Genomic DNA, 26,338 nt, shown 5'->3' on the forward strand with positions numbered 1-26,338 from the left:
TCAGCCCAGATCGCCCGGCACGGCGAACCCGAGCTGCTCGCGGCAGAACCGTTGCCACTCCGCCGTTTCGTCGCGGTACGCCGGCTCGTCGGCGAACGCGTCGGCCGTGAGGCTCAGGTCGTCCCACAGGAACAGCGGTCCTTCCGCCGCGTGCGTGGCGGCCCACGCCGACGCCGGCTCGAACGCCCGGAGCGCTTCGGGCGGGTAAGCCCGGCTGTAGCGCAGCATCAGCCCGCTCCCGGGCCCTGGGCGGCGGCCATCGCCGTGCGCAGGCTCAGCGGCCGCATGTCGGTCCACACGCGCTCGATGTGGTCCAGGCACTCGCGCTTCGGGCCGCGCACGCCGACCTCCGTCCAGCCGCTGGGCAGTTCGCGCCCGGCCGGCCAGATCGAGTACTGCTCCTCGTGGTTGACGACGACCGTGTGTTCGCGGGTGTCCTCGTCCTCAGGCATCGGTGCGCGCCTCCTCCGGCTCGATGGGGTTGCGCCGCCCTTCGCGGGCCGCGCGGATCACCTGCCGCGCCGCCGCGGCCACCCAGGCCCCGGCGGCACACAGCAGGACGGCGTACGACAGCGTCAGGACGTAACCCAGCCACGCCGCGTCGTCGCCGACGCCGGCCAGGCCGACGGTGACGCGGGAGACCCGCGTGGTGTCCACCGACGTCCACAGCCGGAACAACTCGCCGCCCCAGCTCAGCAGCGGTACGGCCAGCGTGAACACCGCCAGCGCGCGGCCGCGCAGCAGCAGGGCGGCCGCGACGCCGGTCAGGACGGTCACCCACCACCAGCCGAGCTGGTTGCCGCCCCAGTCCAGGACGATTCCGGCGACGACGACGGCCAGGACGCGGACCCACGTCCGGCTGCGCGTCGCGGTGTCGGCCTCGGGTGCCGTGGTGCTCCGGCCGGGCAGCTGCCCGGTCAGGGATTGAGTGTCCATGTCCGCCCCTTCGTCGCGGCCAGGGCGGGTTCGCCCTCGAGGATCGGTCGGTTGCGTCCGGCGAACCAGTCGGCGAGCCGGTCCGAATACCAGGGGGACGCCGGGTTTTCGCTCTGCCCGCCGGGGTAGATCCCGACGGACTGCCCGGTGCCCCAGTCGACGACCATGCGCCAGCTGGCGCCGCCGACGGCCACCCCGGTGAGCGGTTTGCCGTGCCGCACCGGCGCGGCACTGACCACCGAGTTGATCGTGCGGCCGCTGCCGCCGGAGGCGAACGGCCCCAGGTCCAGCACCGGCGACTGCAGCAGGGACGCGATCATCACCTTGTGGCCGTCGCCGAGCTTCCAGGTGCGCACGTCGGTTCCGCGCTTGCCCTTCAGGTCCGCGACCGCGGCCGTGAACGCCTGCCGGATCACCTCCGGCGCGGTGTGCGTGGTCGAACCCGGCGGGGCGAACAGCGGGTTGGCGACGTCGCCGATGCTCAGGTTGATCAGCAGGCCGTTGAGACCGTCGACGGCGTAGGTGCTGTCGTTGGTCCGCGGCGTGAACACGTCCCGCGGCGGCGCCGGGATCTTGTACTGCTGCCAGACCGGGTGCCACACCGCGTACCCGTAGAGCACCATGAACCGGCCCCAGACGGTGGCCGCGGTGGAGTCGGCGGTCAGCTGGTAGTCCCAGTTCTTCAGCGCGTCCAGCGCCTGCGTCTGCACCGGGTCCCACGACCCGGCCTGCAGGTCCTTCAGCACCGTCGGCAGCAGCGCGCGGGCCACGTCGTCGACCATGGACATCTGCAGGTCCTGCATCTGCTGCGAGGTCACGCCGGTGGCGCCGGTGAGCGCCTTGGTGATCTCCGTGGACCGCCAGCCCTGGTCGAAGAAGTCGTACCCGCGGCCGTAGTAGTACGGGTAGTCGGTGCCGACCTCGCGCTGGTTCGCGGTCTGCGCGAACCCGGACGGCGGGTTGTACGTGCTCGGCAGCGCTTCGAACGGGACGCTCCCGGTGACGTCGCACTCCCCGGTGCCGGACATCGGCAGGAACGGCAGGCAGCGGTCCGGGGTCTGCGCCTGCAGGCCGGCGTTGACGATGCCGATGTTGCCGGCGTCGTCGGCGTAGGCGAAGTTCTGCGCCGGGGTGTTCCAGCCGCGCAGCGCCTGGTGGAACTGGTCGAAGCTGGTGGCTTTCTCGAGCGCCAGCATGCTGTCGAAGTTGTCGCTCGGCAGCGTCCCGGTGAACCACACGGCCGCGGTGACGCCCTGGACGGTCATGACCGGGCCGTGCACGGTCATCCGGGTCGTGTACTCGACGGTCGAGCCGTCGTGCTGCTTGATCTTGGTGACGATCTTCGTCATCGGCCGCCACTGCCCGTTCCAGAAGTACTGGTCGGGGTGCGCCGCGTCGGTCTTCTCCAGGTAGTAGAACGTGCCCGGCCGCTGGGAGTTGGTCAGGCCCCAGCTGATGTGCCGGTTCTTGCCGCCGAGCACGGCCGGGATCCCCGGCACGGTCACCCCGGCCAGCTGGTAGCCCGGCGAGCGCAGCTCCACCTGGTACCAGATCGACGGGACGGTCAGGTTCAGGTGCGGGTCGGACGCCAGGATCGGCTTGCCGGACGCGGTGAGCTTGCCGGAGACCACCCACGCGTTGCTGTTGCCGATGGTGTGGACGGCGTTCGCGGGCAGCTGGGCGATCCGGTCCTGGAACTGCGCCGACGCCTCGATCGCCTGCGGCGAGGTGCCGACCGCGAATCCGTCCGGCGGGGCCGTGTTCCCGGCCGGCGCCTGCGGCGTGCCGCCGCCACCGGTCGTGCCCGCGGGCGGCGCCGGGGTGCCGTCGTTGCGCGCCGGGATCGGCGTCAACGGCAGTTTCCGGTACGGGCCCGGGTCGTACGGGTACTGCGGGTTCTGCCCGACGGCGTGGTAGAGCTGCTCGAACTTCTGCTCGCCGAAGGCACCGGCGATGTAGCTGAACGCGGTCGGCAGCGGGTCGAAGGACAGCGTCTGGGTCTCCAGCCGCTGCACGGCCAGGCTGTCGACCGGGGTCCACGGCTCGACCGGGAAGTCCATCAGCTTGTAGTAGAGCGGCAGGGCGTTGTCCTGCTTCAGCTGCGCGATGGCGGCGTTGACGCCCTCGGCGTACTCGGTGAGCACCGCGCGGGCCGGGGACCCGGCCGCCATCGCGGTCCAGTCGCGCTGGGCCGCGCGCTGCAGGCCGAGGTCGAGCTCGTACTTGTCGGAGTTCAGCGCGGCCGGGTCGCCGGTGGTCTCGGCCAGCCGGCCTTCGGCCTGGCGCCGGGCCAGGTCCATTTCGAACAGCCGGAAGCGGGCGTGCGTGTAGCCCAGCGCCCGGTACATGTCCGCGTCGGTGCCCGCGGCGATGTGCGCGGTGCCGTCCGCTTCGAACGCCACGGTGGCGCTGCCGGACAGGCCGGGCAGGGACAGGGTCTGGTCGTGCGGCGGGTTTCCCTGGCCGGCGGTGACCCACACCCCGGTGCCGGGGTTGACGGCCGCGCCGAGGGGCGGGAGCGTGCCGGCGCCCGCGACCGACACCTGCAGGACCACGACGGCCAGCGCGAGTGCGCCGGCCAGCGAGGCCGAGTGCAGGCCGAGCCGGCCCCGCGGCGTCGATTTCCTTCTCGAGGGACTCAACGTGCTGCCTCCTTCAGGTGCGCACTGGTCGCGTGCGCGGCCAGGGTGGTCCGGACGGTGCGGAGCACGTTGTGCTCCTGGTCGAACAGGGCGAAGTGGCCGCCGGGCAGGGTGATGCGGGTGAACCGGCCGGTCGTGTGCCGCCCCCAGGCGATCAGCGCGCCCGGTGGTGCCGCGGGGTCGTGCAGCCCGCCGAGCGCGGTGATCGGGGCGCGCACGGTCGCGGCGGGGTCCGGGGTGTGCGCCTCGGCGGCCTCGTGGTCGGCGCGCAGGGCCGGGGTGACGAGGTCGACGAGATCGGGGTGGGCCAGGACGTCGGGGTCGAGGCCACCGAGGCGGCGGACGTGGGCGACGAAGGCTTCGTCGCCGAGGGCGGCGACCGAGGGCTCGGCGGTGCGCGCGGGCGCGGCCCCGGAGACGAACACGTGCCGCGGCCCGGCGCCGCCGGCTTCCAGGCGACGGGCGAGCTCGAACGCGAGGAGACCGCCGAAACTGTGGCCCAGCACGGCGAACGGCCGGTCGAGGTGCGGCCCGAGGGCGTCGGCCAGCGCGTCGACGAGGTCCGGGACGCGGCGCAGCGGCGGCTCGGCGACGCGGCGCTCGTGGCCGGGCAGGCAGACGCCGACCAGGTCGACGCCGGGCAGCCGGCCGGCCCAGCGCAGGTACCGGGCCGGCCCGGAACCGGCGTGGGGCAGGCAGAACAGGCGGACGTCGCCGGCGGCGGCCTCCGCGGCGCGGCGCAGCCAGGGTTCGGGGGTCATCGATGCCCTCCGCTCGCGCTCAGCTCGGGCACCATGCCCTGCCGGACCAGGAAGGCGACCGTCTTGGCCACGTAGTCGACGTCCATGTCCGGGAACCCGGCGTCGCCGCCGAGGCCGGACAGCGTGTTGCCGATCTCGACGACGTCCGGGTCGCCGGTCATCGGGCCGTCGATGGACAACAGGGCCGCCAGGCCGTCGAGGCGACCGGCCGTACGGCGGGCCAGCTGCACCCGCCACTGCGCGTAGGGCACGGTGTCGAACCGGTACCCGGTCCGGGTGAGGTGTTCGTGGATCGACTCCATGGGCGCCACCTGCGGGTTGTAGAACTGGTGCACCGGGTTGGGCCGGGGCGCCAGGCGCGACAGCCGGACGATCGCCGCGGACACCAGGTCGACCGGCAGCACGTGCAGCGGGATCGGGGTGTCCTCGGGCATCAGGCCCGCGATCAGGCTGCCGGCCAGGCACAGCGCCAGCTGGTCGCGCACGCCGACCGCGCCGGTGCCGGTGGCGCCGGTGATCAGCCACGGCCGGTACACCCCGACCGGCAGCCCGCGCCGGCCGGCTTCCAGGACGAGGTGTTCGCCGGTCTTCTTGCTGAGCACGTAACCGTCGGAGGTCCCGGCTTTCAGCGGCCCGGGCTGCTCGGGCAGGACGTCGCCGACGCGCATGTCGATGGTGGAGACGTAGTGCACCGGCGTCGGCCGCCCGGTGCAGGCCAGCCGCAGGATCTCCGTGGTGCCGACGACGTTCGGCGCACGCAGCACGCGGTAGGGGAGGATGAAGTTCATGTGCGCCGCACAGTGGTAGATGACGTCGAGGCGGTCGGCGAGCCGCGCGAACCCGGCCTCGTCCAGCCCGAAGCGGGGCAGGGTGAGGTCGCCGGGCAGGACGGTCAGCTTCGCGGGGTCGACGTCGTCCTGGTCGTACCCGGCGAGGTTCGCGGCCAGGCGCTCGGCGGGCTCTTCGCCGCGGACCAGGCACACGACTTCGGTGGCGCCGTGGCGCAGCAGCTCGGCGATCATGTGGCCGCCGAGGAAGCCGGTGCCGCCGGTGAGCAGGACCCGGCCGAGACCGCCGTCCGGCGGGGCGGGCCGCGGCGGCCCGGCCGGGGCGATGCCGGCCGGCAGCTGTTCGTCGCGCAGGGCGGAGGCCATCGCGCTGTCCGGAGCGCCCGGGCCTTCCGGGTCTTCGAGGGCGGCGGCGAGCGCGGCGACGGTGGAGCTGGTGAACAACGTCTTCAACGGCACCGGCATCCCGACGGCCTCGGGCAGGGCGACGATCAGGCGTGCCGCGGTGAGCGAAGTGCCGCCGGCGTCGAAGAAATCGTCGTGGATGCCGATGTCGCGGCGGTCCAGCGCGGTGCCGAAGCAGTCGAGGATCGCCCGCTCCAGGTGGGTGCGCGGCCGGGCGGCTCCTTCGAAGCCGCTGGTGCGCTGCGCGGTGGCGGCGAGCAGCCCTTCGGGGGTGTCCGGTAGCTCGGACACGCCGAGGCAGCGGCCGGGGCGGAGCCGGGCGGGCAGCTCGGCGGCGAGGTAGGTGTCCCAATCGGACACTGTGGCGGGAGCGTGCACGGCGACGGTCTCGCCGGCCGCGGTGGTGACGGCGGCCGCGGCGGTGACGTCCGGATGCGCGCGCAGGACGGCTTCGAGCTCGGTCAGGTCCGGCGGGCCGAGGAGTTCGACGCGGCCGTCGACCAGCCGTGCGGCGCGCCCGGTCCGCAGGCGGCGGGTGCCGCCGGGCGCGGGGCGCAGGAGCTCGGCGGTCCGGGCGGCGCCGTCGACGTGGTGCAGCGGTTCGGCGGAGCCGCCCAGCCAGAGTTCGCCGCGCGCGCCGGGCAGGACCGGGCGGCCGGTGAAGTCGGTGAGGCCGGCGGCCGGTGCGGTGCCGGTGAGGGCGCGCAGCGCGAAGACCAGTCCCCGGCTCAGCTGGGCGGGGAGCAGCGACCGGTCGCCGGCCGGTTCCGGGCGGCCGGCGGGAACCGCGGCGACCACCGGGACCGGCAGGTCCGCGAGGTCGTCGCGGTCGGTGACGAGCACCGTCGCCGGCCCGAGGTGACGAGCCAGGTAGGCGGGCGGCGCGGTGGGATCCAGCTCGAGGAACAGCGCACCCCGCTCGCACGCGGCCCGGCGGGCCTCGGCGCGGCGAGCGTCGTCCCGGACGCAGATCGCGACCGGCGCACCCGCCGGGCCCGTCGCCTCGACCGGTTCGAGGGACGCGATCCCCAGTACCTCGGCGGCGATCCGCCGGGCTTCTCCGGCCGGGACCTCGCTGTCGCCGGTCAGGCCGGCGCCGATCGGCAGGTCCGAAAGCCGGACGCCGAGGTCGTTGCCCATCGCGGTGAGCACCGCGACGACGTCGTCGAGGATCCCTTCGGCGGTCGCGGCCTCGAACAACGCCGTCGCGTAGACCAGGTTCAGCCGGAAGCCTTCGGGGGCCAGCTGGGCGTCCAGCGTCAGGTCGTAGCCGGCCACGCCACCGGACACCGGCGCCGGGACGAGCGTCGCACCCTCGACGTCGACCTCGCCCGACAGGCCGTCCTGCACCGCCAGCAGCACCTGCGCCAGCGGGGCGCGGCCGAGGTCGCGCGGCGGGTCGAGCTCGGTCACCAGGTGCTCGAACGGCAGGTCCTGGTGCGCGTAGCCGGCCAGGCAGGTGCGGCGCACCCGAGCCAGCAGCTCCCGCATCGAGGGGTCGCCCGCCACATCGGCGGGCAGCGCGAGCAGGTTGATGAAGCAGCCGAGCAGATCGGCGGTCTCCGGGCGGGTGCGGCCCGAGACGGGCGTCCCGACCAGGAACGCCGGCTGCCCGGACCGGCGGGCCAGCACGGCCTGGTAGGCGGCCAGCAGCAGCATGAACGGCGTCGCACCCGCCGCCCGCGCCGCGTCGACCAGCGCCGTGGCCAGGGCCGGCCCGACCACCCGGGACACCATCGCGCCGCCGAAGTCCTGCTCCGCCGGACGCGGGTGGTCGCCCGGCAGGTCCAGCACCCGCGGGACGCCGGCCAGCGCCCGTTTCCAGTACGCGAGCTGCTCGTCCAAGCCGCTTTCGGCCAGCGTTTCCCGTTGCCAGACGGCGAAGTCGGCGTACTGGATCGGCAGCTCGGGCAGCTCCGGCGCCGACCCGCGCAGCTCGGCCCGGTACAGCTCGGCCAGGTCGCGGACCAGCAGGTCGGCCGACCAGCCGTCGCAGGCCGTGTGGTGCAGCACGAGCAGCAGCAGCCCTTCGCCGTCGGTGATCCGCACCAGCCCGGACCGCAGCAGCGGGCCCTCGCGCAGGTCGAACGACGAGCGCGCCTGCCGTTGCGCGAGCGCGCCGGCCGCGGCCCGGGCCCGCTCGACGGGCAGGCCGCCGAGGTCGACCAGCCGCAGCACCGGCGGTTTCTCCGGCGCGACGAGCTGCACGGGCGCGGTTCCGTCGTGGTCGAAGCGGGTCCGCAGCACCTCGTGCCGCTCGGTGAGGGCGGTCAGGGCACGGTCGAGCGCGGCGGCGTCGAGGTGGCCGCGGACGCGCAGGGCGGCGGTGATGGTGAACGCGGCGCTGCCGGGGTCGAGCTGGTCCAGGAACCAGATCCGTTCCTGGGCGAAGGACAGCGGGAACACGTCCTCGGCGGTGACGTCGGTTTGCGGTGTCGTCATGACGGCGTTCCCCCGGGGTGAGCGGGACGGGCCCGGCGGTGCTGCCGGGTGATGGCGGTGGTCCGGCCGGCGGCGCGCAGCAGCCGCGCGATCCCGGCGACCGTCGGTTCCACGAACACGTCCCGCAGCCGCAGTTCGCAGGCGAACCGCTCGCGCAGCCGGGCGGCGATCCGCGCGGCCTGCAGCGAATTGCCGCCGAGGACGAAGAAGTCGTCGTCCACGCCGACCGCGCCGGTACCGAGGAATTCGGCCCAGACCTCGGCGACGGCCGCCTCGAAGGCGTCGCGCGGGGCGGCGGCCGGGCCGGTCCGCCCCCGCGGCGCGGGGTCGGGCAGCGCCGCCCGGTCGACCTTGGCGTTGTCCCCGAGCGGCATCGCCGTCAGGACCACGACGTCCGCCGGCACCATGTAGTCCGGCAGCCGGGTACGCAACCGGCGGCGCAGGTCCGCGGGATCGAGGTCCGTTCCCGGCGCGGGCACGGCGTAGCCGATCAGGCGGGCGTCGGCGCCGCGTCCGCGCAGCACGGCGGCGGCCTGGCGCACGTCCGGTTCGGCGGCCAGCGCGGCCTCGATTTCGCCGAGCTCGACCCGGAAGCCGCGGATCTTGATCTGGTCGTCGGCCCGGCCCCGGAACTCCAGCAGGCCGTCGGGACCGTGCCGGACGACGTCGCCGGTGCGGTAGAGCCGGGCGCCTTCGCGGCCCGAGAACGGATCCGGCACGAAGGCCGCGGCCGTTTCCGCGGGCCGCCCGAGGTAACCGCGCCCGAGCGAGCAGCCGCCGACGTGCAGCTCGCCCCAGACACCGGGCGGGACGGGCCGGCCGTGCCGGTCCAGGACGTAGAGCTCCACCAGCGGCATCGGCCCGCCGAGCGGCACCCGGCCGCGGGACTGGGCCCGCTTGCAGGTCCAGCCGGTGACGGCGATCGCGGTCTCCGTGGGGCCGTACATGTGCAGCAGGTCGGCGGAACCGTGGGCGAAGAACGCCTCCTGTGTGGCGACCGGCAGCGTCTCGGCGCCGCACATGACATACCGCAGCGAGTCGGGGAAGCGCCGGCCGGCCGCGTCGAGCGCCTCCACGGCGAGCTCCAGCATGGACGGCACGAAGTGGGTGACGGTGATCCCGGCGCCGGCAATGAGCTCGACGAGGTAGTCGGGGTCGCGCTGGCTGCCGGGCTTGGCCAGTACCAGCTCGGCGCCGGCCAGCAGCGGCCAGAACACCTCCTTGACAGCGACGTCGAAGGTGGTCGTGGTCTTGTGCAGCATCCGGTCCGCGGCCGTCAGCGGCCAGTCCTGCTGCATCCACAGCAGGTTGTTGGCGATGGCGCGGTGGTCGATCTGCACGCCCTTGGGCTTGCCGGTGGACCCGGAGGTGTAGACCACGTAGGCGAGGTGCCCCGGACCCACGGCCACGGACGGCGGCGAGGCGTCCTCGGCCCGCCACTCGGCGCGGTCGAGGCGGACCCGGCCGGGTTCCGGCGGCAGAACGCCGTCGCCGTCGGCGTCGGTGACGACCAGGCGGGCCCCGGCGTCGGCGAGGATGCCGGCCAGCCGCGCGGCCGGCTGGGCCGGGTCGAGCGGCAGGAACCCGGCGCCGGCCTTGAGGATCGCGTACTGCGCGACGACGGCCTCCAGGCTGCGCGGCAGGGCGACGCCGACGACGTCGTCGGGCCGCACGCCCCGGCGGACGAGGTGCCGGGCGAGCCGGTTCGCGCGGTCCTCGAGTTCGGCGTAGGTCAGCCGGGGACGGGGTCGTCCCGGTTCGGTGGCCAGGGAAACCGCCACCGCCTCCGGGGTCGCAGCGGCTCGGGCCTCGACCAGGGTGTGCAGGCACACCTGCGGGTCGTAGCGGGCGGGCACGCGGTTGAACTCGCGCAGCCAGGTCTGTTCTTCGGCCGGGCTCAGGGCGCCGATGGCCGACAGCGGCCGGTCGGGACCGGCGGTGAACTCGTGCAGGGTCCGCAGGTAGTGCTCGGTGAACCGGGCCATCAGGGGTTCCTGGTAGACGTCGGTGTCGAACTCGCACCCGCCTTCGATGCCGCCGGGGGTGTCGAGCAGGTTGAGGACGACGTCGAACTTGGCGGTGCGGTTCGGCACGGGTACCGGTTCGACGAGGAGGCCGGGCAGCTCCGGGAGCGCGCCCGCGGTGTCGTTCAGCGCGATCATCACCTGGAACAGCGGGCTGCGGGTCGGGTCGCGCTGCGGGGCCATCGCGTCCACCAGGGTTTCGAACGCGACGTCGGGGGCGGCGTAGGCGTCCAGGCAGGCACGGCGGACGCGGGCCAGCAGCTCGCGCACGGCCGGGTCGCCGCCGGTTCTCGCGCGGACCACGAGGGTCTCGGCGAACAGGCCGACGACGTCGGCGGTGCCCGGCGCGGTGCGCTGGGCGGCCGGGGTGCCGATCAGCAGGTCTTCCTGGCCGTTGAACCGGGTCAGGGTGGCGGCGAACGCGGCCAGCAGCACCATGAACTCGGTGACGCCGGTGTCCCGCGCGAGCGCGCGGACGCGTTCGGTGAGGCCGGGGCCGGCGGCCAGCGGCAGGGTGCGGCCGTGGTGGCGGCGCTCGGGCGGCCGGGGCCAGTCGGCGGGCAGTTCCAGGGTGTGCGGGGCACCGGCGAGCTCCTCGCACCGGCGGGTCAGCTGCCCCGCGGCGCGGGCGGCGCGGCCGCGCTGCCAGGCGGCGTAGTCGCTGTGCCGCAGGACGGGTGCCGGCAAGGCGACCCCGGCGTACGCGGCGGCGAGGTCACGGGCGAGGACGGACACCGACCAGCCGTCGGCGACGATGTGGTGCAGGACCAGGACGAGCACGTGGTCCTGGCCGGAGATCCGGACGAGGGTGGCGCGGAAGGGCGGTTCGCCCGCGGCCAGCCGGAACGGCCGGGTGGCCGCCGCGGCGGCGAGGACGGCCGCGCGCTCGGCGGGGTCGGGGTCGGTGGTGGGGGCGGCGGTCTGCTGGGCGGCTTCGGAGGCCGGGCGGGACCGCTGGGTGCCGGGGTCGTCGGTGTCCGCGGCGCCCGTGAGGTCGGCGGGGGTCAGGTCGACGATCTGCAGCGCCGCTTCCGCCGTCGGCAGGTGGCGTTGGACGCCGCGGCCGCCGTCGTCCGCGAACACCGTTCGCAGGGCCGGGTGCCGGGCGACCACCGTCTCGAGCGCCCGGTGCAGCGCGGGCACGTCGAGGGGGCCGGTGAGGCGGGCCGCGACCGGGACGTTGTACGCCGGGGACTCGGGCGCGTACTCGGCGAGGAACCACAGGCGTTCCTGCGCCGAGGACAGCGGGAACGGGCCGTCGCCGGGCAGGACCGGGACCGGGTCGGCGGGGCCGGCGGTCCGGGCCCGCGCCCACCCGGCCAGCGCCGCCGGGCCGGGGTGTTCGAACACGGCCAGGACCGGGATTTCGACACCGAGCGCGGCCGAGAGGCGGGTCGCGGCCCGGGCGGCGTCGAGGGAATGGCCGCCGGCCGCGAAGAAGTCGTCGCCCGCGGCCAGGGGCCGGCCCAGGACGTCCGAGCAGATCTCGGCCACGACCGCTTCCAGCCCGTCGCGCGGGCCGAGGTCCGCGGCCGAGGGCCGGATCGGGGCGGCGGACAGTGCCGTGCGGTCCAGTTTTCCGTGTGGGGTCACCGGGAACTCCGCCGAGGGCAGCAGCAGGTCGGGGATCAGGTACCCGGGCAGCAGGGTGCTCAGGTGGGTCTTCAGCACCGCAGGATCGACGTGCGAACCGGAGACCGGATCGGCGAGGTAGTAGCCGACGAGCCGGCCTTCGCGGGCGACGACGGCCGCGGCCGGCACGCCGGGGTGCGCGGTGAGGGCGGCTTCGGCCTCGGCGGGTTCGACGCGGTGGCCCCGGATCTTCAGCTGCGCGTCCGCGCGGCCGAGGTGGTGCAACCGTCCACTGTGGTCGAACCGGGCGAGGTCGCCGGTGCGGTACCGGCGTTTCCCGCCCTCGCCGGGGACGAACCGCTCGGCGGTGGCGCCCGGGCGGGCGGCGTAGCCGAGGGCCAGGCCCGCGCCGGACAGCCGGATCTCGCCGACCGCGCCGACCGGGACCGGGGCCCCGGTGGCGGTCGTCAGTTCCAGGGTGGTGCCGGGGATCGGCCGGCCGATGCCGATGCGGCCGGAGTCGTCGACGCGCCCGGCGGTCGACCACACGGTGGTTTCGGTGGGGCCGTACAGGTTCCACAGTTCGGCGCCGTGCTCGCGGAGCTCGGCCGCCAGGCCGGCGGGGAGGGCCTCGCCGCCGCACAGCGCGCGGAAGCCCGGCCAGGGCCGCCACCCGGCGTCCAGGAGCAGCCGCCAGGTGGCCGGGGTGCCCTGGAGCACGTCGCAGTCGGCCGCCTCCAGCAACCGCGCGAGCGCGACGCCGTCGTGCGTGGTGGCCGGTTCGGCCAGGGTGACGCAGGCGCCGCAGGTCAGCGGGCCGAAGATTTCGAGCGCGGCGATGTCGAAGGTGAACGGCGTGACGGCGACCAGGCGGCTGCGCGCGGACAGGCCGGGCTCGTGGCCGGTCATCGCGGCCAGGAACGCGGTCAGCGCGGGGTGGGGGACGGTGACGCCCTTGGGTTCACCGGTGCTGCCGGAGGTGAACAGGACGTAGGCCGGACCGTCCACTTCGGACACATATGGCGCGACGGGGCCGCCGTCCGGCTCGGCGTCGAGGGGCAGCACCGGTGCGAAGCGGACGCGCCCGGCCGATTCCGCGTCCGCCAGCACGACGGCGAGGCCGGCGAGCTCCGCCATCCGCGCCAGCCGGGCCGCGGGGGCCGCCGGGTCCAGCGGCACGTACGCGGCACCGGCCAGCCCGCAGCCGAGCAGGGCCGCGACCGTCGATGCGGACCGCCCGGCGCAGATCCCGACCGCGGCCCCCGGCGCGACGCCCGCCGACCGCAGCCGCGCGGCGACGCCCGTGGCGGCCCGCCACAGCTGCCCGTAGGTCCGCACCGAGCCGTCTTCGGCGGCGATCGCGGGCCGGTCCGGGTCGGCCGCGGCGATCCGCGCGACCGCGGCCGCCACCGGCTCGCCCGCCAGGGCCGCGGATCCGTCGCCCCAGGTGCGCAGGCGCCGGGCGTCGGCGTCGGTCAGCACCGTCTCGAGCACGACGTCCGGGTCCGCGGTCATCGCCGTCAGGAGCTCGGCGAAGTGCGCGAGCATCCCGGACACGGTCTCCCGGTCGAACAACGCCGTGTCGTATTCGGCGAACCCGCCGATGCCGCCGTCGTCGCCGTCGGCGAGCCACAGCGCCAGGTCGAACCGCGCGACCGGCAGCTCGGCGGCCAGCGGCCGCACCGCCGTCCCGGCCAGGTCCAGCCGTGGCGGGGTGTTCGTGTTGAGCGCGAGCATGGTCTGGACGACGGGATTGCGGGACAGGTCCCGCTCCGGCGTCAGCGCTTCCACGAGCTTTTCGAACGGCAGGTCCTGGTGCGCGAACGCGGCGAGGCACGTCCGCCGCAGCCGCGCCAGCAGCTCCCGGGCGGTCGGCTCGCCGGACAGGTCGGCTCGCAGCACCACGGTGTTGGCGAAGCTGCCCACCGTGCGTTCGACGTCCGGGTGCGGGCGGCCGGCGACCGGCGTCCCGAACAGGACGTCCCGCTGCCCGCTGTAGGCCGACAGCGTGGCGGCGAACGCCGCCGACAGCACCATGAACTCGGTGCAGCCGGCGGAGGCGGCCAGCGTCCGGATCCGGGCGGCCGTCCCGGCCGGGATCGTGACCGGCGCCGAAGCGCCGTCGAACGACTGGCGCGGCGGCCGCGGGCGGTCGGCCGGCAGCTCCAGCACGAGCGGCGCACCGTCCGTTGTGGAGCGCCAGAAGGCGGTGAGGGACTCCAGAGCCGCTCCGGTCAGCCGGTTCCGCTGCCAGTGCGCGAAATCCCCGTACTGGACGACGGGGCCGAGCTCCCGGCCGGCGTAGGCCGCACCCAGCTCTTCGGCCAGGATCGCCACCGACCAGCCGTCCGCGGCGATGTGGTGGACGACGACCGACAGCACGTGCTCGTGCTCGCCGGTGCGGGCCAGCAGCGCCCGGATCGGGACCTCGCGGGCCAGGTCGAACGGCCGCCGCGCCAGGTCCCCGGCGTCGTCGGCGTACTGCAGCGCGGCCGGTGCGGCGGGCACGGCGAACAGCCCCCCGTCCCGTTCTTCGACCACCGAGCGCAGGGTTTCGTGGCGGGCCATGACGGTGTCCCACGCGGCCGCCAGCCGGGCGGTGTCCAGCGGCCCGCCGATCCGCACGGAAAGGGGCAGGTGGTAGGCGGGCGAGTCCGGTTCGAGGCGGGCCAGGAACCACAGCCGCTCCTGGGCGTGGGACAGCGGCGCCGGCCGCGGTCCCGGCTCGATCGCCCCGGCCGCCGGCGCCGGCCGGGCCGCCGCGACGACGTCCGCCAGCGCCGCGAGCGTGGTGTGGGTGAACACCTCGGCCAGGCCGACGTCGGCGCCGAGCCGCGCGGCCAGCCGGGAGACCAGGCGCGAGGCGAGCAGCGAGTGGCCGCCGAGGTCGAAGAAGTCGTCGCCGGGACCGAGCGTGGCGGGGTCGAGCTCCAGCAGGTCCGCCCAGATCCGGGCGACGGCGTCTTCGGTCCCGGTCCGTGCCCGGCCCGGCCCGGCGTGCCCGGCCCACCGCGGTGCGGGCAGCCGGGCCGGGTCGAGCTTGCCGTTGCGCGTCAGCGGAAGGGCGTCGACGACCGTCAGCGACGCCGGGACCAGGTAGGAGGGCAGGACCTCGGCCAGCCAGGGACGCAGGTCCCCGCCGCCGTCGGTGACCACGTACGCGGCCAGCCGGGTGTCGGTGGGGGACAGCCGGTGCGAAACCACCGCGGCCGCGGCGACCGCGGGATGGCGCGTCAGCACGGCCTCGATCTCGCCCGGTTCGACGCGGTGGCCCCGGATCTTGACCTGCGCGTCGACGCGGCCCCGGAAGAGCAGCGTGCCGTCGCCGAGGCGGCGGGCCAGGTCGCCGGTCCGGTACCGGCGGCCGCCGTCCGGGCCGGGCGCGAACCGCTCGGCCGTCAGGGCCGGGTGGCCGGTGTAGCCGCGGGCCAGGCCGGGGCCGCCGAGCCACACCTCGCCGACCGCGCCCGGCGGCACCGGGTAGCCGTCGGCGTCGCACAGCTCCACCCGGCTGCCGTTGACCGCGCGCCCGATCGGGACGCTCGGCAGCTCGCGCAGCCCGGCGTCCACTTCGGACACGGCGTGCGCGGTGACGCAGGTGGTGGCCTCCGCCGGCCCGTACCCGTTGATCACGGTCAGGCCGGGCGCGGCCGCCAGGGCCCGCTGCACGTGAGGCACCGACAGCGCCTCGCCGCCGATCAGCACGGTCCGCAGCCCGCGCAGGGCGGCCGGGTCCTCGTCCACGATCGCGTGGAACAGCGCGGTGGCCAGCACGGCCGTGGTGACGCCGTGCGCCCGGACGGCGGCGCCGATCGCCTCGGCGGTGAAGGCCAGCTCGGGGTGCACCACGCCCCGGGCGCCGTGCAGCAGCGTCCCCCAGATCTCCCAGGTGGCGGCGTCGAAGGACACCGACGACAGCCAGAGCAGCGTCCGGTCCGGGCCCAGCCCGCTGGCGGAACCCGGCCGGACCAGGTCGACGACGCCGCGGTGGGTGAGGGCGACGGCCTTGGGGCGGCCGGTGGAGCCGGACGTGAAGAGCTGGGCGGCCAGGGTGTCCGGGTGCACGGGGGTTCCGGGTGCGGTGCCGGGCTGTCCGGCCCAGTCCGCGGGCCGGTCGACGGCCAGCGTGCTGGTCGCGGCGAGGAACTCCGGTACCGGCGAAGCGCTGATGGCGTGGGCGATCCCGGCGTCGGCGAGCATGTGGTCCAGGCGCTCGCGCGGCTGGCCGGCGTCGAGCGGGACGTAGTGGCCGCCGGCCTTCAGCACGGCCAGGCAGGCCACGGCGAAGTCCGCGGAGCGCGGCAGGCACACCCCGACCGGGGTTTCCGGGCCGACCCCGCGGTCGCGCAACGCGCGGGCGATCCGATTGGTGAGCCGGTCCAGGTCGCGGTAGGCGAGGGTGCGGTCGCCGTCGACGATCGCCGGTTCGCCCGGCTTCGCGGCGACTGCGTCGGCGAACAGGCCGACGACCGTCCCGGTGACCGGCGTGCCGGGCTCGGCGGCGGCCGGACCCAGTGGCAGCGCACCGAGGGGTCGTTCCGGCTCGGCCGTCCCTGCGGCCAGCAGCGCGGCGAAGCAGGCGGCGATCGAGCCGACGGTGGCGGCGTCGAGCAGGTCGGCGCGGTACTCCCACGCGATGCGCAGGGTGTCGCCGTCCTCCTCGATCAGGCAGCCGAGGTCGAACTTGGCGTCGGCGGCATCGAGCGGAACCACCTCGGCACGCAGCCCGGCGAACAGCCCGGACACGTCGAGCGGGGGGTTCAGCGTGATGCCGACGTCGAACAGCGGCGCGCGCCCGGGCACCCGCGGTGCGCCCGCTTCGGCGATGATGCGCTCCAGCGGCGCGGCCTGGTGGGTGAGGGCCTCGCGGGTGCGGTCGCGGACCTGGTCCAGCAACGCCCCGAAGCCGGTGCCGGCGGTACAGCGGGTGCGCAGCGGGAGCGTGTTGACGAAGCAGCCGGCCAGCGCGGCGGTCTCGGCCCGGGTGCGGCCGGAGACCGGGACGCCGATGATCTGGTCACGGGCGCCCGTGAAGCGGTGCAGGACGGCGGCCAGCCCGGCGTGCAGCACGGTGAACACCGTGGTCCGGGCGGCGCGGGCGTGGGCGCGCAGCTGCCGGGTGAGCTCGGGCGGGAGTTCGGTGCGGACCGTCGCGGCCGGCCCCGCCTCGGTCAGCGGCCGCGGGCGGTCGGCCGGGAGGTCCGCCGGCTCGGGCGGATCCGCGAGGGCGCGCCGCCAGTACCCGGCCGCGGCGTCGGCCTGCGCGCGGGCGTCGGCGCCGGCCTCCCAGACCGCGTAGTCGCCGCACTGGACCGGAAGGGGCGCCCGGCCGTCCTCGCCGCGGTAGGCCGCGGCCAGGTCGGTGAGCAGGATCGGCAGCGACCAGGCGTCGGCGGCGATGTGGTGCACGGCGATCAGGAGCAGGTGCTCGCCGGGCGCGACCGGCCACAGGACCGCCCGCACCGGCGGGGCCGCGGCCAGGTCGAAGGGGTCCGCCACGGCCGACCGGAGGGCGTCCACCGGGGCCACGCCGTTCGGCTCCCGGACCTCCAGCCGGAGGTCGGCTCGGGCGTGCACCCGCTGCACCGGAATCCCGTCCACGGCGGGAAAAACGGTGCGGAGCGCCTCGTGCCGGGTGGCGACCGCGGTGAGGGCGCGCCGGAGCGCGGGCACGTCCAGCTCGCCGTACAGGCGCAGCGCGGCCGGCATCGTGTAGCGCGAACTGTGCGGCGCCAGCTGGTGCAGCAGCCAGATACGGCGCTGGGCGGCGGTCGCCGGGAACGTCGTGACGCCGCGGCCGGCGTCGGCCTGCAGGCGCTCGGCCAGCCGGCGCCGGGGAACGGACAGGTCGGTCATGCTCCACTCACCTCGTCGGTCAGCAGGCGGACGACGTCGTCGGGCAGCGCGGCGAGGCGCGCGGCCAGTGCGGCGGGGTCCTCGTGGGCCCGGGGCAGGGCGGTGATCGGCGCGGCCGGCGCGGCCACCGCGGGCAGGGCGGCGACGAGCCCGGCGACGGTGGGGTGGCTGAACAGCGCGACGACGGGCACGTCGAGCCCGAGCGCGCCGCCGATCTGCGCCGCGGCCTGCGCGGCCAGCAGCGAGTGCGCGCCGAGGTCGAAGAAGTCGTCGTGCCGTCCGACGCGGCGGCCGCCGAGCAGCCGGCCGACGATGCCGGCGACGGTGCGTTCGCGGTCGCCGTCCGGGGGTTCGAAGTCGTGCCCGCGGACGGACTCCGGCAGCGGCAGGGCGCGGCGGTCGAGCTTCCCGTTGACGGTGACCGGCCAGCGGTCGAGGACGACGACGGCCGAGGGCACCATCGCGGCCGGCAGGAAGGTCCGGAGGCGGGCCCGCAGGTCCGCCGGGACGCCGGAGCCGGCCGGGACGACGTAGCCGACGAGCACCGGCTGCCCGCCGATCCGCCGCAGCAGCACCAGCGCCGAGGCCACTTCCGGCTGCGCGGCCAGTGCGGCCTGCACCTCGCCGAGCTCGATCCGCACGCCCCGCAGCTTCACCTGCTGGTCGCGGCGGCCCAGGAACCGGAGGAACCCGTCCGGCCGGTACCGCACGACGTCCCCGGTGCGGTACAGCCGGGCGCCCGGCCGGCCGGCGAACGGATCCGGCACGAACGCCTCGGCGGTGGCCGCGGGCCGCCCGAGGTAGCCGCGGGCCAGGCCGGCCCCGCCGACGTACAGCTCGCCCGGCACGCCGGGCGGGACCGTCCGGCCCGCCGCGTCCAGCACCCGGACCGGGCAGTTCGGCACGGCGCGCCCGATCGGCACCAGGCCGGCCCCGGAACCGGCCGGGTCGAGCTCGTGCACGGTCGCGAAGATCGTGGCTTCGGTCGGGCCGTAGCCGTTGACGACCGACAGTCCCGGCGACGCGGCGGCGATGCGGCGCAGCAGCGGTTCGGGTGTCGGCTCGACGCTCACCACGAGCTTCCGCAGCGCCAGCCGCGAGACGCGCGCCTCCAGCGCGTTCAGCGCGAAGGGCGGGACGTAGGCGTGCGTGATCCCGCGCTCGGCGAGCCAGTCGACGTACCGCTCGGCGTGCGGCCGGACCGCGGCGGGCACGACGTCGACGGTGGCCCCGGCCCGCAGCGCCCCGAAGATCTCGAACACGGAAACGTCGAAGCCGCCGCTGGTCCACCACGCGCAGACGTCCGCCGCCTCGCACGCCAGCGCGTCGAGGAGGTTGACGACCCCGGTGTGGGTGACGCAGACACCCTTCGGTTCGCCGGTGGAACCCGACGTGTACATGACGTACGCGGCGTTGTCCGGACGCGCGATCCTGCGCGGTGCCTCGAGTTCGAAGACCGGCTCCTTGCCGTCCACTGTGGACACGGTGCCGATGGCACCGGCCAGGTCGGCCGCCGGCGACTGCGGGCCGACGAGCAGGCTGATCTCCGCGTCGCGGGCGAGCGCCACGAGCCGCGCGGTGGGGTGGTCGGTGTCCAGGGGCACGTAAGCCGCGCCCGCCTTGAGCACCGCGAGCGTCGCCGCGACGAACTCGGCGGAGCGGTCGGCCAGCACGCCCACCCGGTCCTCCGGGCCGGCGCCGAGTTCGCGCAGGCGGGCGGCCAGGGTGTCGCTCCAGCGCTTCAGCCGGCCGTAGGAGACGGCGCGGTAGCCGTCGCGGACCGCGATGGCGTGCGGATCCTGACGGTCGACGGCTTCGTGGACGAGCTCCCCGGAAATCGGCGTGCGCGGCGCGTTCCAGGTCGTCTCGACGGCGGTGCGTTCGGCGGGCAGCAGGAGGTCGATCTCCGCGGCCGTGGTCGCCGGGTTCGCGACGGCCTGGCCGAGCAGCGCGGCGAAGTGCCCGGTGAACCGGACGGCGGTGTCGGCGTCCCAGAGCGCGGTGTCGTAGGTGAGCCCGCACCGCAGCGTTTCGGCCGTGCGCACGAGTTCCAGGGACACGTCGAGCTGCGCGCCGGTGACCGCGACCGGCCGCGGGGTGAGCCGGAGGCCGCCGACGTCGGCGGATCCGGCGTCGAGCAGCAGCGCGGACAGGGGGTCGCCGGCCGGGGCCTGCTGCAGCGCGAACAGCGTCTGGAACAGCGGGCTGCGCCCGGGGTCGCGGTCCGGCTGGGCGAGCTCGACCAGGCGCGGCAGCGGGATCCGCTGCCCGGACAGCGCTTCCCGTACGCGGGTGGCGACGTGCCGGACCGTGTCGAGGAACGTGCTGCCGCCGGTGAGCTCGCACCGCACCGGGACCACGGTGACGGCGAGCCCGAGGACGCCGGCGGTTTCCCCGGTCAGCCGGCCGGGTGCCGGCGCGCCGATGACGAGGTCGGTGGCGCCGGTGTAGGCGTGCAGCAGCCAGGCGTAGGCGGCGAGCAGCACGGCGTAGGGGGAGACGTGCTCGGCCGCGGCGAGCGCGTCGGCCGCGCGGGCCGTTTCCGGCGGCAGGTCCTGCAGGTGCCGGGCACCGGTGAACCGCTGGACCGCGGGCCGGGGCCGGTCGGTGGGCAGGTCGAGCGGTTCCGGGGCGCCGGCCAGGCGGTGGCGCCAGCGTTCGTGCGCCCGGCCGGCCTCGGCGGTGGCGAGGTGGGTGCGCTCGGCCCGGACGGCGGCGGTCATGGCCGGCGCCCGGCCGGCGTCCCGCGGGCCTTCGAGGAGCTCGCGGACCAGCGCGGTCAGCGACCAGAGGTCCGCGGCGACGTGGTGGACGGCCAGGGCCAGCACGTGCCGCCCGGCGGCCAGCCGCCAGTGGCGGATCCGCCACAGCGGCCCGGTTTCCAGGTCGAAGGGCGCGTCGGCCATCGCCTGGACCGCACTGTCCACCCGGGACGGGGGCCAGCCGGTGGCGTCGATCGACGCCCAGTCCACAGAGGACTCGCCGACGATCCGGTACGGCTCGCCGTCGCGGACGCCGAAACGCGTGCGCAGAGCGGCGTGCCGCGTGATCGCCGATGCCAGCGCGGCGGCGAAGCGCTCTTCGTCGAACGAGCCGGTGACGTCGACGGCGTGCCCGATGTGGTACGCCGTGGACTCCGGGGCCAGGCGGTGCAGGAACCACATCGCGCGCTCGCCCTCGGTCAGCGCGTCGGTGCCGTCGTCGGACGGCGTCGCTTCGGCCGCCGTCGCCGACCGGGCCAGCGTGCGCAGGTCGGCGCCCGCCATCAGGTCCGGCAGGTGCAGCCGGAGGCCGGCGGCTTCGGCCCGCACCGCGAGTTCCGCGGCCTTGACCGAGTCGAGCCCCAGCGCCGCCAGCGGCACGTCGGGGTCCACGTCCGCGAGCCCCAGCACCGTCGCCGCGAACACCCGCAGGCCGTCGACGCCGGCCGGGCCGTCGTCGGACAGCACCGGCAGCTCGCCGGCCGCCAGCGCCCGCCGGCACTCGGAACGCCGCACCTTCCCGCTCGACGTCTTCGGCAGGCCGCCCTTGCCCAGCAGCACGATCCGGCTCACCGCCACGCCGTGCCCGGCCAGCACCGCCGTGCGCACGGCGGCCGCGATTTCGTCCAGCGGCCAGGGTTTCGGGCCCTGCACCTCGTGCACGACCGCCAGCCGCTCCTCGCCACCCACCTCGACGGCGATCGCGGCGCCGCACCCCGGCCGCAGCGCCGCGTGCGCGCCCGAGGCCGTCAGTTCGACGTCGTCCGGGGCGATGTTGCGGCCGCGGACGATGATCAGGTCCTGGTGCCGCCCGGTGACGTACAGCGCACCGCCGTGCCGGAACCCCAGGTCGCCGGTGCGGACCCGGCCGTCGCCGAACACACCGGCGTCGCGCCCGCCCCAGTACCCGGCGGCGACCGACGGGCCGGAGACGGCGATCTCGCCGATCGTCCCGTCGCCGACCGGTGCGCCGCTGTCCGGGTCGACGATCGCGACCCCGCCGTCGGCCGGGGGTGTCCCGCAGGACACCAGCTGCCGCGCGGGATCGCCGCCGGTGGCCGGCCGCGCGCGGCCGGTGGCGAGCGCGGCCGCCGAGAACGCCGTGACGTCGGGATCGGCGTCGAAGCGCACCCCGGTCACCATCAGCGTGGCTTCGGCCAGCCCGTAGCACGGGAAGTACGCCCGCCGCCGGAAACCCGCGACCGCGAACGCGTCGGCGAAGGCGTCCAAAGTGGCCGGACGCACCTGCTCGGCCCCGGTGAACGCCACCGACCACCGGCTCAGGTCCAGGGCTTCGCGCTGCTCCGGCGTCGTCTTGCGGACCGCGAGGTCGTAGGCGAAGTTCGGGCCGCCGCTGGTGGTCGCGCCGTAGCCGGAGACCGCCCGCAGCCACCGCGCCGGCTCGCGCAGGAAGGCCAGCGGCGACATCAGGGTCACCGGGAAGCCGGCGAACACCGGCTGCAGGATCCCGCCGATCAGCCCCATGTCGTGGTACGGCGGCAGCCAGATCACCCCGCGGCTGTCGGCGGAGTGGCCGAACCGGTCGCGGATGAACGCGGAATTGTGCACCAGGTTGGCGTGCGTGATCACGACACCCTTGGGCTGCCCGGTGGAACCCGAGGTGTACTGCAGGAACGCGATCCGGTCCGGGTTGTGCCGCACGCGGCTCCCGCCGTCCACCGCCGCGGCGGTGTCGGTGGCGAGCCAGGCCGCCGTCACGCCGGCTTCGCGCAGCACCGGTTCGAGCAGGGCCCGCGCCGGGGCCAGGAACGCCGCCCCGGTCAGCACGGCGGCCGGGGTGGCGTCGGCGGCGATCCCGGTCAGGCGCGCGGCCTGCCGGGAGTCGAGCGGGGGATAGGCGGGCACCGCGATGATCCCGGCGTACAGGCAGCCGAAGAACCCGGCGACGTAGTCGAACCCCGGCGGGTACAGCAGCAGCGCCCGCTCGCCGGGGCGGCAGGTGCCGGCGAGCAGCGCGGCAACGGCCCGCGCCCGCGCGTCCAGCTCGGCGTAGGTGAGGGTGGCCGCGGTCTCGTCGTCCCCCAGGAACGTCAGGGCTTCGCGGCCCGGCTGCTCGGCGCCGCGGCGGGCGAGCAGCTCGGCGAGGGTTTCCGGAGTCGTCACAGGGACCTCAAGGTGGTGAGGCGGGACCGTTCCAGCTGTTCGAGCACCCCGACGGCCTTGGCCGAGCTCGACGCGCTCATCCGCAGGCTGACCACGTGGTCGCCGTCGAACCGGGCGCAGACCTGCTTGTGGGCGTCGTAGGTGGCTTCGACGGCGGTGATGAACCCTTCGCGCCGCGCGACCAGCGGCCCGGTCAGGGTCGGGAAGACCTCGCGCAGCTCGCGGAAGCGCCGGATGAGCAGGTCGTGGTCCTCCGACATCACGCCGGACAGCCCGACCGGCAGGTGCGGCGGTGCCATCGCCGGGCGGACCGCGCCGCGGTAGTCGCCGGACGGGAAGTCGGCGGCGAACCGCATGGCGTCGCGGGAGGCGGACATGGCGGCCGTCGCGAAGGCCAGCGCCTCGCCCGCGTCCTCGGCCCGGCCGGCGTTCAGGGCCGACTGGAAGCAGCCCAGCCCGAGCACGATGCCCTGGATCAGCGGGAAGAACACGTGGTGGCCGCTGCGCCAGCGCCGGTGCGGGTCCAGCGGTGCCGTCCCGGCCGGCGCCGCGGCGGGCCGCGGTTCGCCGAGGGGCAGGCCGAGCGCGTAGGCGATGACGGCCTCGATGCCGTGCCGCAGCCGGCCCCACTGTTCGTCGTCGAGCGTTGTGCCGCAGCGGGTGGCCTCCCGCAGGATCGTGCGGTAGCCGACGAGCGCGCAGTGCGCGAGCAGCTCGGTCGCGGCGTCCGTGGCGCGGAAGACGCCGAAGAACCCGTCGTGCACGGCGAAGTGCTGTTCCTTGCGGTTCAGGACGCCGGTGAACGCCGACCGGTCCAGCTTGGTCCCGGCCGGGCGCACCGGGACGGCCGCCAGGCGGGCCAGCAGGTCGGCGTCGGCCAGCGCCCGGGTGGCGACGAGCGGGCCGAGCTCGGCGACCGCGCCGGTGACCGGCCCGGACCGCAGGGATCCGACGTCGGCGGGCAGGAAGGCCGGGCGCAGCATCACGAGCTTCATGACCCGGCCTCCGCGACGGCCGGCAGGGCGGCCCGGTCGAGCTTGCCGTTCGCGTGCCGCGGCAGGGCTGCCAGCCGCACGATCCGCGAGGGCAGGAACGAGGGCGGCAGCCGGGGGGCGAGGTGGGCGCGGACGGCGGCGTCGGACAGCCGGGCGCCGGGGACCAGGCTCAGGTAGGCGACCAGGACCGGCTCGCCCGCCGTGGTGCGCAGCGCGGCGGCGGCCTCGGCGACGTCCGGGTGGGCGCGCAGCGCGGCCTCGACCTCGCCCAGTTCCACGCGGTGGCCGCGGACCTTGACCTGGGAGTCCGCCCGGCCGTGGAACTCCAGCTCCCCGCGCTCGTTGCGGCGGACCAGGTCGCCGGTGCGGTACATCCGGGCCCCGGGCGCGGCCGGGTCGGGCAGGAAGCGGCCGGCGGTCAGGCCGGGCCGCAGCTGGTAGCCGCGGGCGACGTTGCCGCCGCCGAGGAACAGTTCCCCGACCTCGCCGTCGGCGACCGGGGCGAGGTCGTCGTCCAGCACGTGGGCGTGCGCGCCGGCGATGGCGTGCCCGATCGGCACGCGGCCGTCCGGGACGTCGTCGCGGATCAGGTGCGTCATGGCCCAGACGGCGACTTCGGTCGGCCCGTAGTTGTTCTCCAGCAGGCACTCCGGCAGCAGGGCGCGGTGCCGGGCGGCCAGCGACGGCGGCAGCACCTCACCGCCGACGATCGCGCAGCGCAGGCCGGCCAGCGGCGCCGGGTCGGTGCCGAGGACCAGGTCGTAGAGCGCGGGCGTGCAGTCGAGGTGCGTGGCCCCGTACAGCCGGCTCAGCTCGCGGAGCCGTCCCGGGTCGCGGTGGTCGCCGTCGGCCGGGATGATCAGGGCACCGCCGCTGGTCAGCGTCCACCACAGGCCGACGCCGGACGCGTCGAAGGAGAACGAGATCGGCAGCAGGAACGCCTCGGGCCGCGGCCGCTCGGGCACGTGCTGGGCGAGGGTGGCCAGGGCGAGCTGCCGGTGGGTGACCATGACGCCCTTGGGCGTCCCGGTCGAGCCGGAGGTGTAGAGCACGTAGGCGAGGTTGTCCGGCGTCGCTTCGAGCACCGGTGGCTCGCCGGCCACCCGGCCCGCCCCGTCGGCCGCGACCAGCCGGCGCGGGCCCACCGGGATCCGGCCGAGCAGCCGGCCCGGGGCGACGACCACGTCGACCCCCGACTCGTCCAGCATCAGGGCGGTCCGCTCTTCGGGCAGCGCGGGATCGACGGGCACGTACGCGGCCCCGGCCTTGAGCACGCCGAGCAATGCGACGACGGTGTCGGCGCTCCGGTCGGCCACGACGCCGACCCGGTGCTCGGGCCGGACGCCCTCGGCGTGCAGGGTGTGGGCCAGCCGGTTGGCGCGCCGGTCCAGCGTGCCGTAGTCGAGGACGTCTTCGCCGGCGATGACGGCGACCGCGGTGGGCGTTTCCGCGGCCTGCTGTTCGAACTGCCGGTGGACGAAACCGCGGGTGTCGGCCTCCTCCGGGAAGGCGTGGGTGAACGGGCAGCGCTCGTACATCGCCCCGCCGTCGGCGTCGCTGATGTAGTACTGCTTCCACTCGAAGTTCGACGGGTCGCCGTAGTTGCCCATGAACGGGTGCGGTTCGATCGTGTCCCACGCCGCGAGGCGTTCGCGGATCCGGCGCCGCGCGACCATCCCGGCCGGGCTGCCGCCTTCGATGCCCGCGAAGACGTTGCGCGGCTGGAACAGCAGCACCAGGCCGTCCCCGAGGCGGCGGCTGCGGCGGGCGACGTGCGTCGGGGCCGCGGCGAAGACGAACATCGGGACGCCGTGGAACGAGAACTCCCAGCGGCTGTGTTCCGGCGCCGTCGGGATTTCGTCGGGCCAGGGCCGGTCGTCGGTGCCGGCGAGCCGGCGCAGTACGGTCCAGAACCGCCGGCCGTGCCCGGCGTGCGTGGCGCCGGGTTCGGGGGCGAAGAAGGCGGCCAGCGCCATCCGGCGGTGGGCGAACGGCCGGGTGGCGTCCAGGAAGGCGACGAGGTCGTCGCGCATCGCGGACAGGTCGCCGTCCTCGCCGACCCAGGTGCCGAACAGCTCGCCCAGGTGCAGCGCGTTGCGGCCGAAGTGACAGGGGTACTCGGCGTGCCCGACGTCGGCGCGGAACACCTCCGCCGCCCGGACCAGCCACGCCGGGGCGTCCTGCGGCAGCTCGGCCCGGTCGGCGCGGAACAGCCGCTTGCCGGGGATCTCGGGCAGCAGGACGCCGGCGGCCGGCTCAGCCATGGCGCTGGTCCAGCTCGGCGGTGATCACGGGCTGGTGGTAGACGCACTCGCCGGAGAGCACGACCGAGCCGTGCAGGCGGTGCTTGGGGATGAAGAGCTTGTCGCCGGCGCGGAACTTGTGCATGCCGGAGAAGCAGTTCCAGAACTCCATCTCGCCGCTTTCGATGACCAGCAGCCGGTCGTCGTCGTGCACGTGGGTGGTCGAGCACTCCTCCCACGACTCGACGAACGTGTCGAGGGCGACCGGGATGTGGTGTTCGTCGATGGCGGCCTGCAGCCGTTCGGCCTTCGCGCGGTAGGCCTCGGCGCTGTCGATCCAGCGCAGCTGCACGGTCAGGTCGTCGTGGTGGACGTCGAGCAGCAGCGCGTATTCGCGCGCGCCGCGGTCGAAGGCGGCCAGTGCCACCGGGCCGAACCGGTGGGCCAGCGGGTCGAGGACGGTGCGGGTGATCGCTTCGACGGTCGCGGCGGTCTCCGCCTCGGGCGCGGTGCGCGCCAGGGCGGCGTCGGCCGAAGAGGACGCGGCCAGTTCGGCCAGCCGGGCGCCG

Annotated in this window: 11 protein-coding genes (1 of these 11 running past the window's edge); all 11 read right to left on the reverse strand. The window is 75.7% G+C overall.

What is annotated here, in order from left to right; genetic code table 11:
* Tightly spaced (each overlapping or abutting the next), the 11 genes in view from ABZW17_RS07780 to ABZW17_RS07830 form a layout consistent with a single transcriptional unit that may run on beyond the window.
* On the reverse strand, positions 1 to 228 hold the full coding sequence (locus tag ABZW17_RS07780) for a hypothetical protein (protein ID WP_354810800.1): 228 nt from the start codon (positions 226 to 228) through the stop codon (positions 1 to 3).
* Entirely contained in the window at positions 228 to 452 is a 225-nt protein-coding gene (locus ABZW17_RS07785; protein ID WP_354810802.1) for an MbtH family NRPS accessory protein, read from the reverse strand. The genes ABZW17_RS07780 and ABZW17_RS07785 overlap by 1 nt, the downstream gene beginning before the upstream one ends.
* Complete coding sequence (locus ABZW17_RS07790; RefSeq protein WP_354810804.1) at positions 445 to 936, reverse strand: hypothetical protein; 492 nt, start codon at positions 934 to 936, stop codon at positions 445 to 447. Before ABZW17_RS07790 ends, ABZW17_RS07785 begins: the two co-directional genes overlap by 8 nt.
* Positions 918 to 3,578, reverse strand: coding sequence for a penicillin acylase family protein (locus ABZW17_RS07795; protein WP_354810806.1), 2,661 nt, complete (start codon positions 3,576 to 3,578; stop codon positions 918 to 920). The genes ABZW17_RS07790 and ABZW17_RS07795 overlap by 19 nt, the downstream gene beginning before the upstream one ends.
* Positions 3,575 to 4,339, reverse strand: a complete 765-nt coding sequence (locus tag ABZW17_RS07800; RefSeq protein WP_354810808.1) for a thioesterase domain-containing protein — start codon at positions 4,337 to 4,339, stop codon at positions 3,575 to 3,577. The genes ABZW17_RS07795 and ABZW17_RS07800 overlap by 4 nt, the downstream gene beginning before the upstream one ends.
* Complete coding sequence (locus tag ABZW17_RS07805) at positions 4,336 to 7,974, reverse strand: thioester reductase domain-containing protein (protein ID WP_354810810.1); 3,639 nt, start codon at positions 7,972 to 7,974, stop codon at positions 4,336 to 4,338. Before ABZW17_RS07805 ends, ABZW17_RS07800 begins: the two co-directional genes overlap by 4 nt.
* Positions 7,971 to 17,426 (reverse strand): amino acid adenylation domain-containing protein, encoded by a 9,456-nt coding sequence (locus ABZW17_RS07810; RefSeq protein ID WP_354810812.1) that lies wholly within the window; start codon positions 17,424 to 17,426, stop codon positions 7,971 to 7,973. Before ABZW17_RS07810 ends, ABZW17_RS07805 begins: the two co-directional genes overlap by 4 nt.
* Positions 17,423 to 22,531, reverse strand: coding sequence for an amino acid adenylation domain-containing protein (locus ABZW17_RS07815; protein ID WP_354810814.1), 5,109 nt, complete (start codon positions 22,529 to 22,531; stop codon positions 17,423 to 17,425). Before ABZW17_RS07815 ends, ABZW17_RS07810 begins: the two co-directional genes overlap by 4 nt.
* Positions 22,528 to 23,526 carry a hypothetical protein gene (locus ABZW17_RS07820; RefSeq protein ID WP_354810816.1) on the reverse strand — a complete coding sequence of 333 codons (999 nt, stop codon included), beginning with the start codon at positions 23,524 to 23,526 and terminating at the stop codon, positions 22,528 to 22,530. Before ABZW17_RS07820 ends, ABZW17_RS07815 begins: the two co-directional genes overlap by 4 nt.
* Complete coding sequence (locus ABZW17_RS07825) at positions 23,523 to 25,790, reverse strand: amino acid adenylation domain-containing protein (protein ID WP_354810818.1); 2,268 nt, start codon at positions 25,788 to 25,790, stop codon at positions 23,523 to 23,525. The genes ABZW17_RS07820 and ABZW17_RS07825 overlap by 4 nt, the downstream gene beginning before the upstream one ends.
* A protein-coding gene (locus ABZW17_RS07830; protein WP_354810820.1) for a hypothetical protein crosses the window boundary here: on the reverse strand, positions 25,783 to 26,338 show its final stretch. The gene runs 890 nt beyond the window's last position; 556 of the gene's 1,446 nt are visible here — the last part of the coding sequence; the start codon falls outside the window, past its right edge — the gene reads right to left on this strand; the stop codon is at positions 25,783 to 25,785. The genes ABZW17_RS07825 and ABZW17_RS07830 overlap by 8 nt, the downstream gene beginning before the upstream one ends.

Source organism: Amycolatopsis sp. NPDC004625 (genome assembly GCF_040609695.1).
Taxonomy (GTDB): domain Bacteria; phylum Actinomycetota; class Actinomycetes; order Mycobacteriales; family Pseudonocardiaceae; genus Amycolatopsis.